Source organism: Paenibacillus sp. DMB5 (assembly GCF_001517085.1).
Classification (GTDB): Bacteria; Bacillota; Bacilli; order Paenibacillales; family Paenibacillaceae; genus Paenibacillus_AQ.
This window is the reverse complement of sequence record NZ_LRAC01000132.1, coordinates 55,160-71,392: the sequence shown is the minus strand read 5'-3', so window position 1 is coordinate 71,392 and position 16,233 is coordinate 55,160. Positions and strand designations below refer to the sequence as shown.

General features: G+C 48.3%; 14 protein-coding genes. 11 read left to right on the top strand and 3 right to left on the bottom strand.

Annotated features, from left to right (window positions below; translation table 11 throughout):
* Positions 1–9 precede the first annotated feature (9 nt).
* Positions 10–243, bottom strand: a complete 234-nt coding sequence (locus AWJ19_RS34210; protein ID WP_082708009.1) for a hypothetical protein — start codon at positions 241–243, stop codon at positions 10–12.
* Between the two features lie 111 nt (positions 244–354).
* On the opposite strand from AWJ19_RS34210, the gene AWJ19_RS19955 reads away from it, so the two are divergent.
* Positions 355–1,686, top strand: a complete 1,332-nt coding sequence (locus AWJ19_RS19955) for a PhoH family protein (RefSeq protein WP_068726393.1) — start codon at positions 355–357, stop codon at positions 1,684–1,686.
* A 401-nt stretch (positions 1,687–2,087) separates the two neighbouring features.
* The gene (locus AWJ19_RS19950; RefSeq protein ID WP_068726392.1) at positions 2,088–3,332 is read left to right on the top strand and encodes an extracellular solute-binding protein; all 1,245 of its coding nucleotides are present in this window, start codon (positions 2,088–2,090) and stop codon (positions 3,330–3,332) included.
* On the opposite strand, the gene AWJ19_RS19945 is transcribed toward AWJ19_RS19950, so the two are convergent.
* The gene (locus AWJ19_RS19945; protein ID WP_241781817.1) at positions 3,324–4,412 is read right to left on the bottom strand and encodes a hypothetical protein; all 1,089 of its coding nucleotides are present in this window, start codon (positions 4,410–4,412) and stop codon (positions 3,324–3,326) included. The genes AWJ19_RS19950 and AWJ19_RS19945 overlap by 9 nt on opposite strands.
* A gap of 259 nt (positions 4,413–4,671) precedes the next feature.
* Positions 4,672–4,908 (bottom strand): DUF2626 domain-containing protein, encoded by a 237-nt coding sequence (locus AWJ19_RS19940; protein ID WP_068726388.1) that lies wholly within the window; start codon positions 4,906–4,908, stop codon positions 4,672–4,674.
* A gap of 338 nt (positions 4,909–5,246) precedes the next feature.
* Between AWJ19_RS19940 and AWJ19_RS19935 the strand changes: the two genes are divergently transcribed.
* From AWJ19_RS19935 to AWJ19_RS19895, 9 genes are all read left to right on the top strand, one after another.
* A complete protein-coding gene (locus tag AWJ19_RS19935) occupies positions 5,247–5,897 on the top strand; it encodes an RsfA family transcriptional regulator (protein ID WP_068726386.1) in 651 nt (216 codons plus the stop codon).
* A gap of 164 nt (positions 5,898–6,061) precedes the next feature.
* Positions 6,062–7,036 (top strand): 2-dehydropantoate 2-reductase, encoded by a 975-nt coding sequence (locus tag AWJ19_RS19930; protein WP_068726384.1) that lies wholly within the window; start codon positions 6,062–6,064, stop codon positions 7,034–7,036.
* A 6-nt stretch (positions 7,037–7,042) separates the two neighbouring features.
* The gene (locus tag AWJ19_RS19925; RefSeq protein ID WP_068726383.1) at positions 7,043–7,429 is read left to right on the top strand and encodes a DUF3397 domain-containing protein; all 387 of its coding nucleotides are present in this window, start codon (positions 7,043–7,045) and stop codon (positions 7,427–7,429) included.
* A 150-nt stretch (positions 7,430–7,579) separates the two neighbouring features.
* Complete coding sequence (locus tag AWJ19_RS19920) at positions 7,580–9,301, top strand: peptide ABC transporter substrate-binding protein (RefSeq protein WP_068726381.1); 1,722 nt, start codon at positions 7,580–7,582, stop codon at positions 9,299–9,301.
* A 216-nt stretch (positions 9,302–9,517) separates the two neighbouring features.
* Positions 9,518–10,450: an ABC transporter permease gene (locus AWJ19_RS19915; protein WP_068726379.1), complete on the top strand. Its 933-nt coding sequence runs from the start codon at positions 9,518–9,520 to the stop codon at positions 10,448–10,450.
* 2 nt (positions 10,451–10,452) lie between these two features.
* Positions 10,453–11,397, top strand: coding sequence for an ABC transporter permease (locus tag AWJ19_RS19910; RefSeq protein ID WP_277815826.1), 945 nt, complete (start codon positions 10,453–10,455; stop codon positions 11,395–11,397).
* A 473-nt stretch (positions 11,398–11,870) separates the two neighbouring features.
* Positions 11,871–12,791, top strand: a complete 921-nt coding sequence (locus AWJ19_RS19905) for an oligopeptide/dipeptide ABC transporter ATP-binding protein (RefSeq protein ID WP_068726377.1) — start codon at positions 11,871–11,873, stop codon at positions 12,789–12,791.
* A gap of 167 nt (positions 12,792–12,958) precedes the next feature.
* Positions 12,959–14,590, top strand: a complete 1,632-nt coding sequence (gene bshC / locus AWJ19_RS19900) for a bacillithiol biosynthesis cysteine-adding enzyme BshC (RefSeq protein WP_068726376.1) — start codon at positions 12,959–12,961, stop codon at positions 14,588–14,590.
* 37 nt (positions 14,591–14,627) lie between these two features.
* On the top strand, positions 14,628–15,899 hold the full coding sequence (locus AWJ19_RS19895) for an adenosylhomocysteinase (RefSeq protein ID WP_068726374.1): 1,272 nt from the start codon (positions 14,628–14,630) through the stop codon (positions 15,897–15,899).
* Positions 15,900–16,233 lie beyond the last annotated feature (334 nt).

Here is a 16,233-nt window from a genome sequence, read left to right as displayed (position 1 = left end):
AATGATCCTTCAGTGCAACATCACTGTTGTCCTGAACGTCATAAGGTTGTCCGGATCGGACTCCCTTTTGTTATCGAGGGCGGCAGTGTTGTCATCAGACAGCTGCTGCACTCCATGCTCCCCCTGGCTGCTTAACACTTCAGGCGATTGTTTACTCTGAGGAGAGGGTGATGACTCTTTATTGGCGATACCGCAGCTTGTCAGCAGCAGCAGTACCAGCAACAGACACATTGATTTTCTCATATGAGATACTCCTTTCAGTCAAAAATCAGTACTTTACCTTATGTTGCCCTTGCTGAAAAGAGTTATGTATGATGTATGATCAATCAAACCAGGCGCTGTGGAGGGGATATCATGAAAAAGATATTTGTACTAGACACTAACGTGCTCTTGCACGACCCCAATTCGATCTTTGCGTTTAAGGAGAATGAAGTAGTCATTCCGGCTGTAGTTCTGGAAGAAATCGACTCCAAGAAGCGCAACGCCGACGAAATCGGCCGCAACGCCCGAACCGTGTCACGCTTGTTAGACGGACTCCGTGAGCTGGGCCACCTGCATAGCGGGGTGGAGCTGGAGCATGGAGGCACGCTGAAGGTGGAGCTGAACCACCGCAGCTTCGTAAAGGTACAGGAGATGTTCGGGGAAGTCTCCAATGACAACCGGATATTGGCTGTAGCGCTTAATTATCTCCTGGAGGAGAACGAAAAAGCCGAACCGCGTCCTGTGGTACTCGTAAGTAAAGATGTGCTCGTCCGCATCAAGGCGGATGTGCTTGGCATAACGCCGGAGGACTACCTGTCCGACCGTACCGGCGACCTGAACGAGCTATATACTGGTTATCAGTCCCTGCTGGTTCATCCGTCGCTGATTGATGAATATTACAGCAACCGTTCCTTGTCCGTGAAGCAGCTGAACCTCTCTTTCAAGCTGTATCCGCATGAGTTCGTTATTCTTAAGGATGAAATCGGCAGCGGCAAGTCGGCCCTGCTCAAAGTGAACAGTGATGCGTCCCGGCTTGAGCCGCTTTACCTCGGCAATGACGCAGTCTGGGGCATCAGCGCCCGCAACGCCCAGCAGAGGATGGCGCTTGAGCTGCTGCTGAATGAGGATATCCCGCTCGTTACCATCACTGGCAAGGCGGGTACAGGCAAGACATTGCTGGCTCTGGCAGCCGGTCTGTTCAAGGTGGAGGATGAGCACCGCTACAAGAAGCTTCTGATTGCCCGGCCTGTAGTTCCGATGGGTAAGGATATCGGCTATCTCCCCGGCGAGAAGGATGAGAAGCTACGTCCATGGATGCAGCCGATCTACGATAACCTGGAGTTCCTGTTCGATACCAAAAAAGCCGGCGATATCGATAAAATATTGATGGGCCTGGGCAGCATCCAGGTCGAGGCGCTCACCTATATCCGCGGCCGTTCCATTCCGTCGCAGTTCATCATTATTGATGAGGCGCAGAATCTGTCCCGCCATGAGGTTAAGACGATTGTCTCCCGTGCCGGGGAAGGGAGCAAGGTCATCCTCATGGGCGACCCTGAGCAGATTGACCACCCTTACCTGGATGCGGCAAGCAACGGTCTCAGCTATATTGTTGAAAAATTCAAGCAAGAGGGCATCAGCGGCCATATCACTCTGGAAAAAGGCGAGCGTTCGCGCCTGGCCCAGCTGGCTGCAGATCTGCTGTAAATACATGCAGCCCCCGGGCAAATTCCGGGACTGTATACTAAGCCGGGAGATTTTCCTCCCGGCTTTTTGCCTGCTCGCCCCATTGCGGGGCGGAGGTTTTAAGATTGTTTTCGCGATAAGAGGAATGGAAAGGAAGTTTGGAACTAGAGGAGCGGAAGCGTCCGCCTTTGTCTGCGGATTTCAACCGTGAACAGCGGGATATAATCTGGAAATCTGCAGACAACAGCGGCCGGAAGTCCAAAGCTTTCTTGGAATGTATCCTTCTGTCGCGGCAGCAATCTTTTCAGCATCCCGCCCCGCTACATATATAATAGAAAGAGAACGTTTTCAAAGCCCCAAAGACATAGGCGCCGACATCTGGTAAAATAGGGAAGGACTCAATAGACGGGAGGGACAGAACCATGCTGAAACGCAAAAACTATTGGCTGCTGTTCGCGGTACTGCTGCTGGCGCTGACAAGCTTGTCGCCGAGCATGGAGCTGGATACTACGGAAGGTACGGATCCGCCAAGACAGCCGCAGAGCCTGTCCGAACAGCCGGATTCAAGAGATAAGGACAGTGTAACCAGCCTGAATATCCGTGTGTCCATGAGCGGTGCGGAACTGAAGGAGCTGCAGCGGATCAGCAGCAACTATACATTGTCGACCGGGATCCAGGTGCTGATCAGCAATGCTGACAATGAAGAAAATGCCGAGGTGCTCAAACAGGAGCTGACAACCGGGGAGAGCCCGGATATTATTATGACCGATGGCCGGAATATCCGCGACCTGGCGACACGGGGATATCTGCTGCCGGTGGATGTCTACCAGAGTGTGCCGGGCAGTGCACCGCTGACGGTGCTGATTCCGCAGATGCAATGGAACGGCTACGACTGGGGGATTCCGCTGGACGTAGATCCTTATGTACTGGTCTATTCCCCGCAGCACTTAGCTGAACTGGGATTTGCTGAAGTGCCGGCAAGTCTGGAGGAATGGAGCCTGCTGCTGAACCAGCTGCGTGAACACCAGCAGAAAGAGCCCGGGAAAGAGCAGTACCTGCTTGCCATGGACAGCCGTAATCCATATGGCTTCTCTGCATTGCTGGAAAGTATGGGACATAGGATGACCGGGGATTATACTTCTGTTCTTGAGTGGGTACAGGTTGCCCGCAGCTATTTTTATCTAAGCAGCCGGTTTAATCCGGAGATGTGGGACATGCTCCAGAGCGGCAGACTTGCACTCGCTGCGCTTCCGCTATCCGAATGGAGACTGCACGGGGATGCTTCACTGTCCGCCAAAGCTCCGGGAGGTACGGCAGGAAGTGCAGGTTATGAAGCGATGCATAGCAGGTTTTTTGCGCTCCCTGCGGGCTCAGCCCATCCGGAAACTGCAGTCAACTGGCTGGCATATATCACTTCTCCAACAGCACAGATGGAATGGCTGGAGAATACACAGCGGCTGCCGGCGCTGGAGGAGCTGTACCGTTCAGGTCTGCCGGAGATTGCGGGCCTTCCGTTTGACGGAAACCTGCTGTTAACGGAAGATGAAATCACTGAGCAGCCGGCGGGTGGCCGCTGGGATGCCGTCTCAGCAGCCGTCACCCTGCTGCTGACCGGCAAGCTTGATGCAGCAGGGTACAAGTCCTCAATCGGCCTGGAATCAGAATGAAATGCCCAGCTTCACATAGAGTACGCCATTCTTACTCTCTACCTCAGTCGCATGCAGAAATGAGACGATTTTACCCGGATAGAAGCCAAGGTCGAATTCATCCTCCAGATCCTGGCGCGTCGATTCCGGGAGCTCCAGTCCGTTGAACACGACGTTATCAATGTGGAACATCAGACCGTTCACGGGTTCTTCCTGGATCGAGTAGTGGCCGGTTAAGGTCAGTGTCAAACCGCCGCTTGAGCCTGTGGCGATAACACTGCCGTCATTAAATCGGAAGCCGAAATCTTTAAACAGCTTATTCTGTGACACCAGAAATTCATTCAAATCCTCTTCCTTCAGCGTAAGGTTATAAGTCATACCTTTGCGGGTCAGGGCGCCCTCGCGGCCCTGGATAAACTGGGGCAGCCGGTTCATGGCTGAGGACAATGCCTTGAAGTAGATTTTTACCTCATGCAATCCGATGTTCTCCCAATATTTCGTGAACTCATTCAAAAGGGCACTCATGCTTTCAGGATCACTGCTGGCCTGAATGCCGCCCTCAATCTCCTCATTCAGCGCCGCGACCCGGATTTTCTGCTCCTGCAGTGCGCTTTTTAGCTCCTCAAGCTCTCTTGAACTGCGTTCAGCAGCCGTCAGCGTCGCCTTCAGAGCCTTATAATCCTCCTCATACTCCTTTAGAATATCATGGTCCCGCCTGATAATAATTTCATAATAATCATACAGGGCAAGCACCCGGCTGATGCTTCTCGCAGAAAGAACGGCGGCGAGAAGCCCGTCCCTTTCACCCGTATAATATGAACGGATAATGTCACCTGCACGCTCCTGGCGGTCAGCTATAGCCGTTTGCTTGACAGCAGCCTGAGTCCTCAGCTCTTCTGCTTTTCGCTCAAGACCGGCTTGCTCGGCAGTAATGCGGGTGATTTCCTTTTCAATCTCAGCAGAAGACAGCGTCTGCTCCAGCAGTCTGCGCGTCTCTTCATTATCTGGGAAGGAAGGCGGCGAAACGGCTGAAGGGCCGCCTGCTGATAAATAAGCTGTTGATGCTTGCGGAAGTATAGTAAGCAGTATAAGAATGATCACAATGGAAAGCCTTCGGATTGATTTGTTGCGAAGGAGCACTACACCACCACCTTTTGCAGAATAGACTGGTATGTACTAATAGTATGTTTTGTCCTGTTAAAATATCATACCCCGTTTCCTTATAAGAGCACATACAAAATAACCCCACAAAGTGGAGCCTTGATGATAAAAGCCGAATCAGTTACTTTACGTAACATTCAAAAAAAGGAGGCTGATCCTTGAATCAAGGAGCACCTCCGTTTTGATCTGATTATTAATGTTACAGCGGCAGTCCCATCTGAAAAACTGTCCAGTAGCTGAATCCCGTGAAAGTTACGATCATATAGCCCCAGAAGAGCAGGATATACGTTTTTTCGGTAAATTTCATATAGCCCAGCACCACAAAAAAAGCGGTCTGCAAAAAGAAGAGTAAAGCCATTTCAGTCAAACCGCCAGCGAAGGCCATGAGCCCGATGACGAGTGTGAAGAATCCCAATACGCGGAACATACGGTCCAAGAGAGTATCCCCCTTCTTAGAAATGATTCCCGAAAAGCACTTCTTTGGATCTATTATACCTGCTCGTCAAAAAACTGTAAACGAATTCATTGAAAAAAATATGCAATTATATAATAATTATGATTTTTGCTGTTGACATATTCTTTAACGGGAAAATATAACGCTATGCGTATGATGTGGGGACAAAATGGAAATACAATTTAGTATCAAATAGATTCTATGAACTCTAGCAGAGGCATAGAAATGGAGTAAGCAGCTTTTATCCCTATTCACTATCCGGCGGAGCTGCCGGTTATGAAGATGGTTATTTCAAGATGTTGTTAGGAGGGTTAGGCTTTATGACAGCCGTTAGACAGGATGCTTGGAGTGCGGAAGATGATTTGATATTGGCCGAAATAACGCTGCGTCATATCCGGGAAGGCAGTACCCAGCTTGCCGCTTTTGAAGAGGTGGGGGAAAAAATCGGGAGAACCTCGGCAGCATGCGGATTCCGCTGGAACAGCTGTGTCCGTAAAAGCTATGAGGATGCCATCGGCATCGCCAAAGGCCAGCGCCAGAAGCGGAGTTATCTGAAAAAACAGCCGGTAAACAGGGGAGCACAGGTAGCCGGCCTGATTCTTGGTGACATTGAAGAGGAGTACGGTCGAAGTGACAACCTGAATGAAAGCTCCTTATCTATTGATGCGGTCATCCGGTTTCTCAGGCAGTGGAAAGGGACATTCCAGGAGGCGGGCCGTCAGCTGAAAATGCTTGAACGGGATCTCAGGGATAAGGAAGATGAACTGACGGAGCTTCGGGCGGAGAACGAACGGCTGTCCAAAGAGGTGAATCTGGCTCAAAGCGATTACCGTGTCGTAAATGATGATTACAAGGCTCTGATCCAGATCATGGACCGGGCACGCAGACTGGCCTTTTTGAATGAAGAAGAAGAAGAAATGAAAACAAGGTTTAAAATGGATGCAAACGGAAACCTGGAACGGATGGAATAGTCATCCTTCCCGTTAAAAGCCGCTGACGAGTGCCGGAAGGCAAACGTTTTGCGGCTTTTTATTGTTTTGATTAAAGGAATTTAGTTGTTTTCGCGGGTGCTTTGCATTTCCGGGCAGCAGCAGGCTATAATGAGGGAAATTATTGGAAGGATGCGTAAGCACTCATGAAAATAGATATTATCGGAGCGGGATCAATAGGACTGCTGCTGGCTGGCAGACTTATTCATGCCGGTCAAGACGTCAGAATATGGTGCAGGAGTAAGGAACAGGCTGATACTCTCAATAAAGAGGGATTAACGGTTAGCTGCCAGTATGGGGCTGCGCCTATCGTAATTCCGGGAACGGCGTTTTTTGCTTCCTCCGCAAATGCCTTTGCCGGTACTTATCTGCATGAGCCCGGGGACTGGGTGGCACTTACACTCAAACAGCAGGCTCTTCATCAGGAGCTGCCGGAAATACTGTCCCCTTTGTATAGCAGAAGCATGAATGTTGTCTGCTTTCAAAACGGGTACGGCCATCTGCAAAAGCTCCGGCAGCTGCTGCCGAATGCCTCCGTGTGGGCTGCAGTGACTACTGATGGAGCCAAGAGAGAAACTTCTACGGAAGTAATTCATACTGGAAGAGGAGAAATATACATAGGGCAGGAAGACGATGGTCATACTAGTGCTGAAACGGACAGGCTATCATACACAGCAGCAAGAAGTTTCACGGATGCCCTCCTGACAGCAGGATTTTCAGCCTCTATGTCGAACAAAGTGAATACCCTGATTTACCGGAAGCTCTTGATCAATGCTGTGATCAATCCGCTGACCGCGATATGGCGCATACAGAACGGCGAGCTGCTTGCCTCCGGGCAGCGGTTGCAGCTGATGAAGGATTTATATGCCGAAGCGGTTGCCGTTTATGATGTCTGCGGCGTTACCTACGAGGAGGATGCCTGGGAGCATATCCTTGAAGTATGCCGGGCAACATCGGATAATATCTCCTCCATGCTGGCAGATGTCCTTGCCTCAAGGGAGACGGAAATCCGCTGGATTAACGGCAGTATTGTTGAGATGGCCGAGCGCCGGGGAATTCAGGTTCCACTGCACCGCTGGATTTGCCGGCTTGTTGAAGGCATGAGTGCGAGAGAGAGGTGACGCTGTTTGGAGCTGCTGCAAAACTCATTTGTCACATTGGGTGTCATTCCGATTGTTCCTTTTTTAATTGTCTATTTCATCGGGATCGGGCTCAGGAAGGATAAGAAAAAGACTTTGCTGCTGGCAATGGATGTGACGACTTTATTTTTATTGCTTTCGGTTTCGGCCTTATTTAATATTCTCTTCAATGCTGAATTCGGGTTTTATTTTATACTACTTATTGTATTAATATCCGCCGGACTGATTGGCGGAGCCCAGAACCGGATCAAAGGGAAGGTTGATGGAAGGCGATTATTCCGGGCGGTCTGGCGGCTGGCGTTCTTTTTTCTGGGTGCCCTTTATGTACTTTTTTTGTTCATAGTCCTTATTCAATACATATCACAAGCGATGTAATGTTCCACTGCTCCGGTGAAGCGTCACTGTCACAAAATTTTAAAGTTTTAAAAAAAATGTGTTTTCAGAAAATATTGCTCTAGATTTTTTTGACCACTGGTTGTATAATCATAAACCATATACCACATTCTATTTAGGGGGAACTGCTAGATGAAAAAGAGTAAAAGTCTTTTGCTCATGATTGCATTGGTTCTCGTAATCGGCACAGTGCTTGCCGGCTGCGGCGGTAACAACAATGCAAGCAGCGGCAACAACACAGCGGCGACTAATGCGCCGGCGGGTGACAATGCAGGCACGAACACAGGTAACACTGGTGAAGAGAAGTTGGCTGCTGACCAGACGCTTAAAATTAATTTGAGCTCTGAGCCTCCTACTTTTGATCCGCAACAAGCTCAAGATAGCACATCTAATGCTATTCTGAAATTGATGTATGAAGGACTTACCCGTCAAAATGCAGAAACAGGACAAGCTGAAGAAGGCGTTGCAGAATCCTGGGATATTTCCGCTGACGGCCTCGTGTACACTTTCCATCTTCGTGATTCCAAATGGAGCAACGGTGACGCTGTAACTGCTAACGACTTCGCTTTCGCTTGGCAGCGCGTCCTTGATCCGAATGCTGAACAAGCAGCCCCTTATGCTTACCAGCTGTACTACATCAAAGGTGCTGAAGATTTCAACACTGGTAAAATCACTGATTTCAGCCAGGTTGGTATCAAAGTAATTGATGAAAAAACGCTTGAAGTAACACTGGCTAACCCAACACCTTATTTCTTGGGTCTGCTGTCTTTCTATACGTACTATCCAGTACACAGCTCTGTTAAGGACAATGCAAAATGGGCAACTGCAGTGGATACACAAATCACTAACGGTCCTTTCACATTGACTGAATGGACTACTGGTCAATCCCTGGCAGTAACTAAGAACCCATCTTACTACGCTGCTGATGATATTAAAGCGCAACAAATCAACTTCTCCATCGTAAACAGTGGCGCAACTGAGCTGCTGAGCTACAAGAACGGTGAGCTTGACCGTGCAGGCGGTCCAATTGGTGAAATTCCAACTGAACAGCTGCCTATCGTTGAAAAAGAACTTCCTAACGAATTTGCAAGAAAAGGTATCGCGAGCGTTTACTACTACCAGTTCAACGTAACCGAAAAACCTTTCACTAATGCTAAAATCCGTAAAGCATTGGCAATGGCGATTGAACGTCAGCCAATTATTGATAACATCACTCTGGGTGGACAACTGCCGGCATTCGGCTTCGTACCTCCAGGTATCCAAAGTAATGAACAAGAATTCCGTGCTCAAGTTGCTGATTCCCAATACTTCAAGGAAGATCTTACAGAAGCTAAGAAATTGCTCGAAGAAGGTCTGAAAGAAGAAGGTCTGGATAAACTTGAATTCACAATTACCTACAACACAAGTGAAGGCCATCAGAAAATTGCTGTAGCCATCGCTGACCAATGGAAAAAAGCACTCGGCGTTGAAGTTAAGCTGGAAAACAAAGAGTGGGGTGTCTTCATCGAAGACAGACACAACCTGAACTACCAAGTAGCACGTGCCGGCTGGTCCGCGGATTACAATGATCCAATGACTTACCTGGATATGTGGGTAACTGGCGGCGGTAATAACGATAGCGGTTATTCCAATGCTGAGTACGATAAACTGATCCAAGAAGCTAAGACTTCTGCAGACAATGCAGTTCGTCAAGAGAAGTTCGCAGCTGCTGAAAAAATCCTGATGGATGACATGGTTGTCATTCCAATCTACTACTACACAAACAACTCCCTGACTAAAGAGTATCTCAAAGGTGTTACTCTTGACTTCAGCGGTGCAATCGATCTGTCCCGTGCTTATCTTCTTGAGCACTAGGATATATTCAAATTAACCTAATACAGTAATATAATAGTCTGAAGTTCTTATATTACTTCGGGATATATATGTGGAATTCCATATATATCCCTTTTTTTTGTATAAGGTGCTAAATGTGATTATTTGGAAAAAATGGATATTTGGTCAAATAGACAAATCGATGTTTTTTCCTTACAATAGGTAAGTAAAAAAATGTCGAAGGAGGTGATGACGGGCATGTTTCGTTATATTTTCAACAGATTTCTCCACATGGTTGTTTCGCTGTTTGTATTGATTTCTGCAACCTTTTTCCTAATGAAAGCAATTCCGGGCGATCCGTTTACATCCGAGAAAAAAATTCCTGAACAAATTCTGCAGCGCTTGTATGCGCAGTATAATTTGGACAAGCCCGTCTTGGAGCAGTACGTGCTTTACCTGAAAAACATTCTGAAGGGTGACCTGGGCATTTCAATGAAAATGCTGAATCAGGATGTAACCCACATTATCGGACAGACTTTCTCCTCATCACTTAAGCTTGGGGTTGTTGCTATTATTGTAGCAATAATCGTAGGTGTAGCATTGGGGATGCTTGCGGCGCTGTATCACCGGAAGCTGATTGATAATGTCGCTATGGTTTTAGCTGTTCTCGGTATTGCGGTACCGAGCTTTGTTGTGGCTTCATTGCTTCAATATTTGCTGGCTTATCACTGGAAAATATTCCCTGTAATGGGCTTCAAAGGACCGATGAACTATTTCCTGCCGGTAATGGCACTCACCGCATCCCCGATAGCCGTTATAGCCCGTCTTACCCGTTCCAGTATGCTGGAGGTATTGCATTCCGATTATATTAAGACAGCAAAGGCAAAGGGCCTCAGCTGGTTTTCGATTGTATCCCGCCATGTATTGCGTAACGGTATTTTGCCGGTAATCACTTATGTGGGACCAATGACTGCAAACATTATTACCGGATCGGTCGTTATTGAACAAATCTTTGGTATCGGTGGTATCGGTAAACAGTTCGTTCAAGCTATTAATACCCGTGATTATCCGATTATTATGGGGATCACCATTTTCTACGGCGTTATTTTGATGGTTGCACGTTTCCTTACAGACGTTGCTTATGTTGCCATTGATCCGCGAATTAAACTTGCTGGCAGAAAGGGGGACTAACGTTGGCTGTTAATGACAATATGGTTAAACAGGTTGAACTGAAGCCTGAGGACTTTCGTAAAATTGACATTAATGACAAAGAAGCAGAAGTAATTCAGCGTGAAAGCCTTTCCGCCTGGCAGGATGCGTGGGAGCGTCTGCGTCAGAATAAAATGGCTATGACAGCTTTGATTATTATGCTTGTGATTATCATTATGGCCATTGTAGCACCACACCTTGTTCCTTATACGTATGACTCGAATGATCTTATGAGTACGAACAAGCCGCCGTCCATGGAGCACTTATTTGGTACAGATGATTTCGGACGTGACGTATTTGTGCGTACATGGATGGGGGCCCGTATTTCCCTCATCGTTGGTCTTGCCGCTGCATGTATTGACTTGATCTTCGGTGTTATTTACGGTGGTATTATGGGCTTCTTCGGCGGACGTGTTGATACTATAATGAATAAGTTCTCCGAAATCCTGTACTCGATCCCTTACTTGCTTGTAGTAATTATGCTGCTCGTAGTATTTGAGCCGAGCTTGTGGACTATCATCCTGGCACTTACCATTACAGGCTGGATTAACATGTCATGGATTGTACGCGGTGAAATTATGCAGCTGAAGAGCCGTGAATTCATTCTGGCTTCCCGCTCCATGGGGGCTGACTGGAAACGCCTGCTGTTCAAACATCTGCTTCCTAACGCGATGGGGCCTATTATCGTTACTGTTACACTTTCCGTTCCAAGTGCAATTTTCTCTGAAGCGTTTCTGAGCTTCCTTGGACTGGGTGTACAGGCACCGGTTGCCTCTTTGGGTTCTATGATTAATGACTCGTTGACTGGATGGTTGTACTATCCGTGGCGAATGATTTTCCCGGCGCTGGTAATAAGCTTGACCATGCTTTCGTTTAATATTTTTGGTGATGGACTGCGCGATGCGCTCGACCCTAAGCTGAAAAAATAGCTGGATCAGAAATCGAAATCGAAAGTATTCGCGGTGAAGATATTGGCATGATATTTCAAGACCCGGTGACTTCTTGAACCTGACGATCAATTTGGGCAAATAGATAAACGAAGTTTTGATCTAACATCAGAAAAGTCAGCGGCCGAAGCGAGGAAAATGGTATTGAGATTCTTGAAATAGCCGGCTTCATTATGCTGAGGCTCGCTTTAACCAATATCCCCACGAATTCTTCAGTGGTATGAGCCAATCATGAATATCATGAATGACTGCCGCAAAAGAACTAAATGAAGGGCGGACTGTTTCATCGGTTCCCCCGATCTGATTATGCCGCCTGCGGGCTGTCCGTTCTCTGCGCATTGCAGCTAAGCAATGCATATAGGCAGACGGTTTAGTCCCGGCGTCACAGAATTCAGCGGAACGCTTATGGAGCCCCGCTGAAATATTCATTCGATGGCCAAGGAGGTGCAGTACGTTTGAGTAAGAACCTTATTGAAGTTGAAGGTCTTAAGAAATATTTTAATGTGGGCAAGGGTAAAGTTCTTAAGGCTGTTGATAATATTAATTTCTCCATCCGTGAAGGCGAAACCCTTGGGATGGTAGGCGAATCCGGTTGCGGTAAAACTACTGCTGGCCGTACGGTTCTCCGTCTGTATGAACCGACTGCCGGAAGCGTTAAATACAATGGTACGGATATATACAAGCTGTCGCCCGGTAAGATGAAAGCTATGCGGCGTGATATGCAGATGATCTTTCAGGATCCATACGCATCGCTCAACCCGCGCTTTACGATTTCTGATATTATCGGTGAAGCACTGGATATTCACGGCATGGGCGGAAGCCGCGCCGAGCGTAAGAAACGGATTGAAGAGCTGCTGGATATGGTTGGTCTCAATCATGACCATGCTACCCGTTATCCGCATGAATTCTCCGGCGGGCAGCGCCAGCGTATCGGGATTGCCCGTGCACTTGCAGTAAATCCTAAATTCATCGTCTGCGATGAGCCGATCTCTGCACTTGACGTGTCGATCCAGGCACAGGTTGTCAACCTGCTTAAGGAGCTGCAGGACCGTCTGGGCCTGACTTATCTGTTTATCGCGCATGACCTGTCCATGGTTAAGCATATCAGTGACCGTGTAGCGGTTATGTACCTGGGCAGAATGGTGGAACTGGCAGAAAGTGAAGAGCTGTATGCCAATCCTCTCCATCCGTACACCAAATCGTTGCTTTCGGCGATTCCGGAGCCGGATCCGGAAGTGGAAGCAAACAAAAAGCGGATTCATTTAGATGGTGAGCTGGGCAGCCCGATTTATGCGGCCAGCGATAAATCAAATGACAGTGACTTTGAGCTTGTGGAAGTTTCTAAAGGCCATTTTGTTGCCAAAGGATTTGCTTAAATCATACAGCTGTACCGATGCAGGCGGGAGCGTTGAGCTCCCGCCTGTTATGCGTCAGACGGTTTTTTTTGACGCGCGCCGTTACTTTGGATACAATCATATAGAGTTTATGGACTAGATATATGTTTACATATAGCAGGCAGAGTAGAACAGGAGGGTAATTGCAGATGAATATAGTACCGGAACCGTTATCGGGCGGGTCAAAGCTCGCACGTGACTATATAGAACATTATGAAGCAGTGGATAAGCTGTACGGCGGGGATTTCCGAAACGAAATGAGCCGGAGGGAACGTGCGGACTGGCTGGACAGTACGGAGCTTCAGCGTGCCAATCGCATTGAAGTTGCTTCGGTCCTGCGTGGCTATAATCAGCAGCATAATAATTATCCGGAAGTCATGGCGGCATTAGCCCTGCTGGAACAGCCCGGAACACTGGCTATAACCGGCGGACAGCAAAGCGGCTTGTTTACCGGTCCGCTCTTTGTAATTTATAAGGCGGCAACGGCAATTCTTGCCGCCAAAGAAGCTGCTGCACAGCTTGGCCGGCCTGTGGTCCCGTTATTCTGGATCGCCGGTGAGGATCATGACTGGGATGAGGTTAACCACACTTTTGTATTAAACAGAGCCGGAGAGCTGGCCAAAATAAAAGTAGACAAGCCTGAAGGACCGCGTGCTTCAGTCAGTGCGATTACAGTAGGACAGGATGGCTGGCAGCAGGTGACTGAGCTGCTGGACGGTATGCTGCAGGAAAGTGAATTTAAACCGCAGATTATGGAGTTTATCCGCAAATCAGCAGAGACAGCCTGCTGTATGAGTGATGCTTTTGCCAAGCTGATGGGTTCACTGTTCGGCAAATTCGGACTGGTTCTGCTGGATTCCGCAGATCCTGCTCTGCGTGCTCTGGAACGTCCGTTCTTCGCTACATTGATTGAACGGAACGATGAACTGGAGTCAGCTTATAAGCAGGCTGCAGAGAACATTACAGCTGCCGGTTACGAGCTGCAGGCTGAGGTAACGCCGGGCAACGCGAATCTCTTTTATATCCATGAGGGTGCGCGGCTCCTGCTGCATAAGTCAGAAGACGGATTCAGTGACCGCAAAGGAACGGTTTCTTTTACTAGGGATGAGCTGCTGTCCGTGCTGAAGGAACATCCCGAACGGTTCAGCAACAACGTATTGACCCGCCCGCTGATGCAGAATTATGTTCTGCCGGTGCTGGCCACTGTACTGGGGCAGGGTGAGATTGCATATTGGGCGATACCGCATCAGGCCTTTGGCGTTGTGGGCGACCGGATGCCGCTGATTATGCCGCGAATGTCCTTTACGATCATCGAAGGCACGCTGCATAAGCATATGGGAAAATACGGGCTTTCGTTCAATGATGTGTACGCTGGCCTTGAGAGTAAACGCAAGGAGTGGCTGGCTGCCCAGGATGAACTGGAGCTTGAACGCCGGTTCAACGAGGTTAAGGAGTCCTTTACAGCAATGTATGAGCCGCTAATTGAACAACTGGGGACGATTCAGGCAGGGCTGCTCAAGCTGGGCCAGAACAACAAAGAGAAAATTATCGACCAGATATCCTTTTTGCAGGCCAAAGCTCAGGATGCGATGGAGAAGCAAAATGAAGCCGCCCTGCGCCAGTGGGAAAGGATTGAGCTCTCGCTGATGCCTGCGGGCAAGCTGCAGGAGAGAGTATACAACGTGATGTACTACCTGAACCGTTACGGCCTATCCTGGCTGGATGAGCTGATGGAGATGCCCGCCGACTTCAGTGGAACGCACCGTATTATATATATGTAGGGAAATGTTCTAATCCAACTTTTTAGGAGGTTTTCAAATGAGTTCATTGTCGAAACAAAACAGTATCGTTGCAGATATGTCGCTGGCCCCTGAGGGTCATCTCAAAATCGACTGGGTACGCCAGCATATGCCGGTTCTGAACCGTATCCGTGAGCAATTCGAAGCTGAGCAGCCTTTCAAGGGACTGAAGGTGTCGATTACGCTGCATCTGGAAGCGAAGACCGCATATCTTGCAAAGGTAGTCCAGGCCGGCGGTGCAGAAGTGACAATTACCGGCTCCAATCCCCTTTCTACGCAGGATGATGTCTGTGCAGCGCTTGTCGAAGACGGGATTACAGTATTCGCCAAATATAACCCGACTCCGGAGGAGTTCAAGGCCCTGAACATCAAGGCGCTGGAAAGCAAGCCGGACCTGATTATTGATGACGGCGGCGATTTCGCAACACTGCTGCACTCGGAACGGCCGGATCTGATGGAGAATATCCGCGGCGGTGCCGAGGAAACAACTACCGGTATTATCCGGTTGAAGGCACTGCAGAAGCAGGGTATTCTGAAGTTCCCGATGGTAGCTGTTAATGATGCCTACTGCAAGTATTTGTTCGATAACCGCTATGGCACAGGCCAGTCAGCCTGGGACGGCATTGTCCGCACAACCAACCTGATTGTAGCCGGCAAAACGGTGGTTGTAGTCGGATACGGCTGGTGCGGTAAAGGTGTAGCTATGCGTGCCAAGGGTCTTGGAGCGAATGTAATTGTAACAGAAGTAGATGCGATCAAGGCTGTTGAAGCGCATATGGACGGATTCCAGGTCATGCCAATGCTGGAAGCGGCCAAGCATGGTGATTTCTTCGTTACCGTAACCGGTAACCGTTATGTAATCCGCGGTGAGCACTATGATGTGATGAAGGATGGAGCGATTCTCTGCAACGCCGGGCATTTCGATGTGGAAGTAAACAAACCTGAATTGTCCGAGCGTTCCGTATCCCAGCGTACAGTGCGCAAAAATATCGAAGAATACCTGCTGAAGGACGGACGCAAGCTTTATCTGCTGGCTGAAGGCAGACTGGTTAATCTCGGTGCAGCGGACGGCCATCCGGCAGAAATTATGGATACGACCTTTGCCCTGCAGGCACTGTCGCTGAAATATGTGAATGACAATTACAAAAACATCGGTGTCAAAGTGGAAAATGTTCCTTACGAACTGGATGAGCAGGTAGCCCGCTACAAGCTGGAGAGCCTGGGAATTTCGATTGACAGTCTGACTCCGGCTCAGGTTGACTATCTTGACAGCTGGAACCTGAATGATTAATTAAATGGTGTAAGGATCTGAAAAATGCCCGGAAGCCATGAGAATGGCCCGGGTATTTTTCTGTCTAATGGACATTATGTGCCGGTATATTATTACAGGCTGTCTGCAAAATACTGTGCCCTATATATAAGTACCCATGCTTTTCCTCCTGCGATTATCCTTCTTTAGTCGGGGTTTAATAGAATTCATGATAATATGTACCCTGTTTTAAGCAGATTTACACTTTTACTTTCAATATGCAACATTCAATTATGTAAAAGGGCCGAATAATGCTGCAAAGATTTGTATGAATGATGACTTGACAAATAAGAAAAAATTACCTCGGCTATGAAAA

What these genes read in the sequence shown, in the direction of transcription:
- AWJ19_RS34210 (WP_082708009.1), bottom strand. Translation starts at nt 243, where the DNA reads ATGAGAAAATCAATGTGTCTGTTGCTGGTACTGCTGCTGCTGACAAGC.
- AWJ19_RS19955 (WP_068726393.1), top strand. Translation starts at nt 355, where the DNA reads ATGAAAAAGATATTTGTACTAGACACTAACGTGCTCTTGCACGACCCC.
- AWJ19_RS19950 (WP_068726392.1), top strand. Translation starts at nt 2,088, where the DNA reads ATGCTGAAACGCAAAAACTATTGGCTGCTGTTCGCGGTACTGCTGCTG.
- AWJ19_RS19935 (WP_068726386.1), top strand. Translation starts at nt 5,247, where the DNA reads ATGACAGCCGTTAGACAGGATGCTTGGAGTGCGGAAGATGATTTGATA.
- AWJ19_RS19930 (WP_068726384.1), top strand. Translation starts at nt 6,062, where the DNA reads ATGAAAATAGATATTATCGGAGCGGGATCAATAGGACTGCTGCTGGCT.
- AWJ19_RS19920 (WP_068726381.1), top strand. Translation starts at nt 7,580, where the DNA reads ATGAAAAAGAGTAAAAGTCTTTTGCTCATGATTGCATTGGTTCTCGTA.
- AWJ19_RS19915 (WP_068726379.1), top strand. Translation starts at nt 9,518, where the DNA reads ATGTTTCGTTATATTTTCAACAGATTTCTCCACATGGTTGTTTCGCTG.
- bshC (WP_068726376.1), top strand. Translation starts at nt 12,959, where the DNA reads ATGAATATAGTACCGGAACCGTTATCGGGCGGGTCAAAGCTCGCACGT.
- AWJ19_RS19895 (WP_068726374.1), top strand. Translation starts at nt 14,628, where the DNA reads ATGAGTTCATTGTCGAAACAAAACAGTATCGTTGCAGATATGTCGCTG.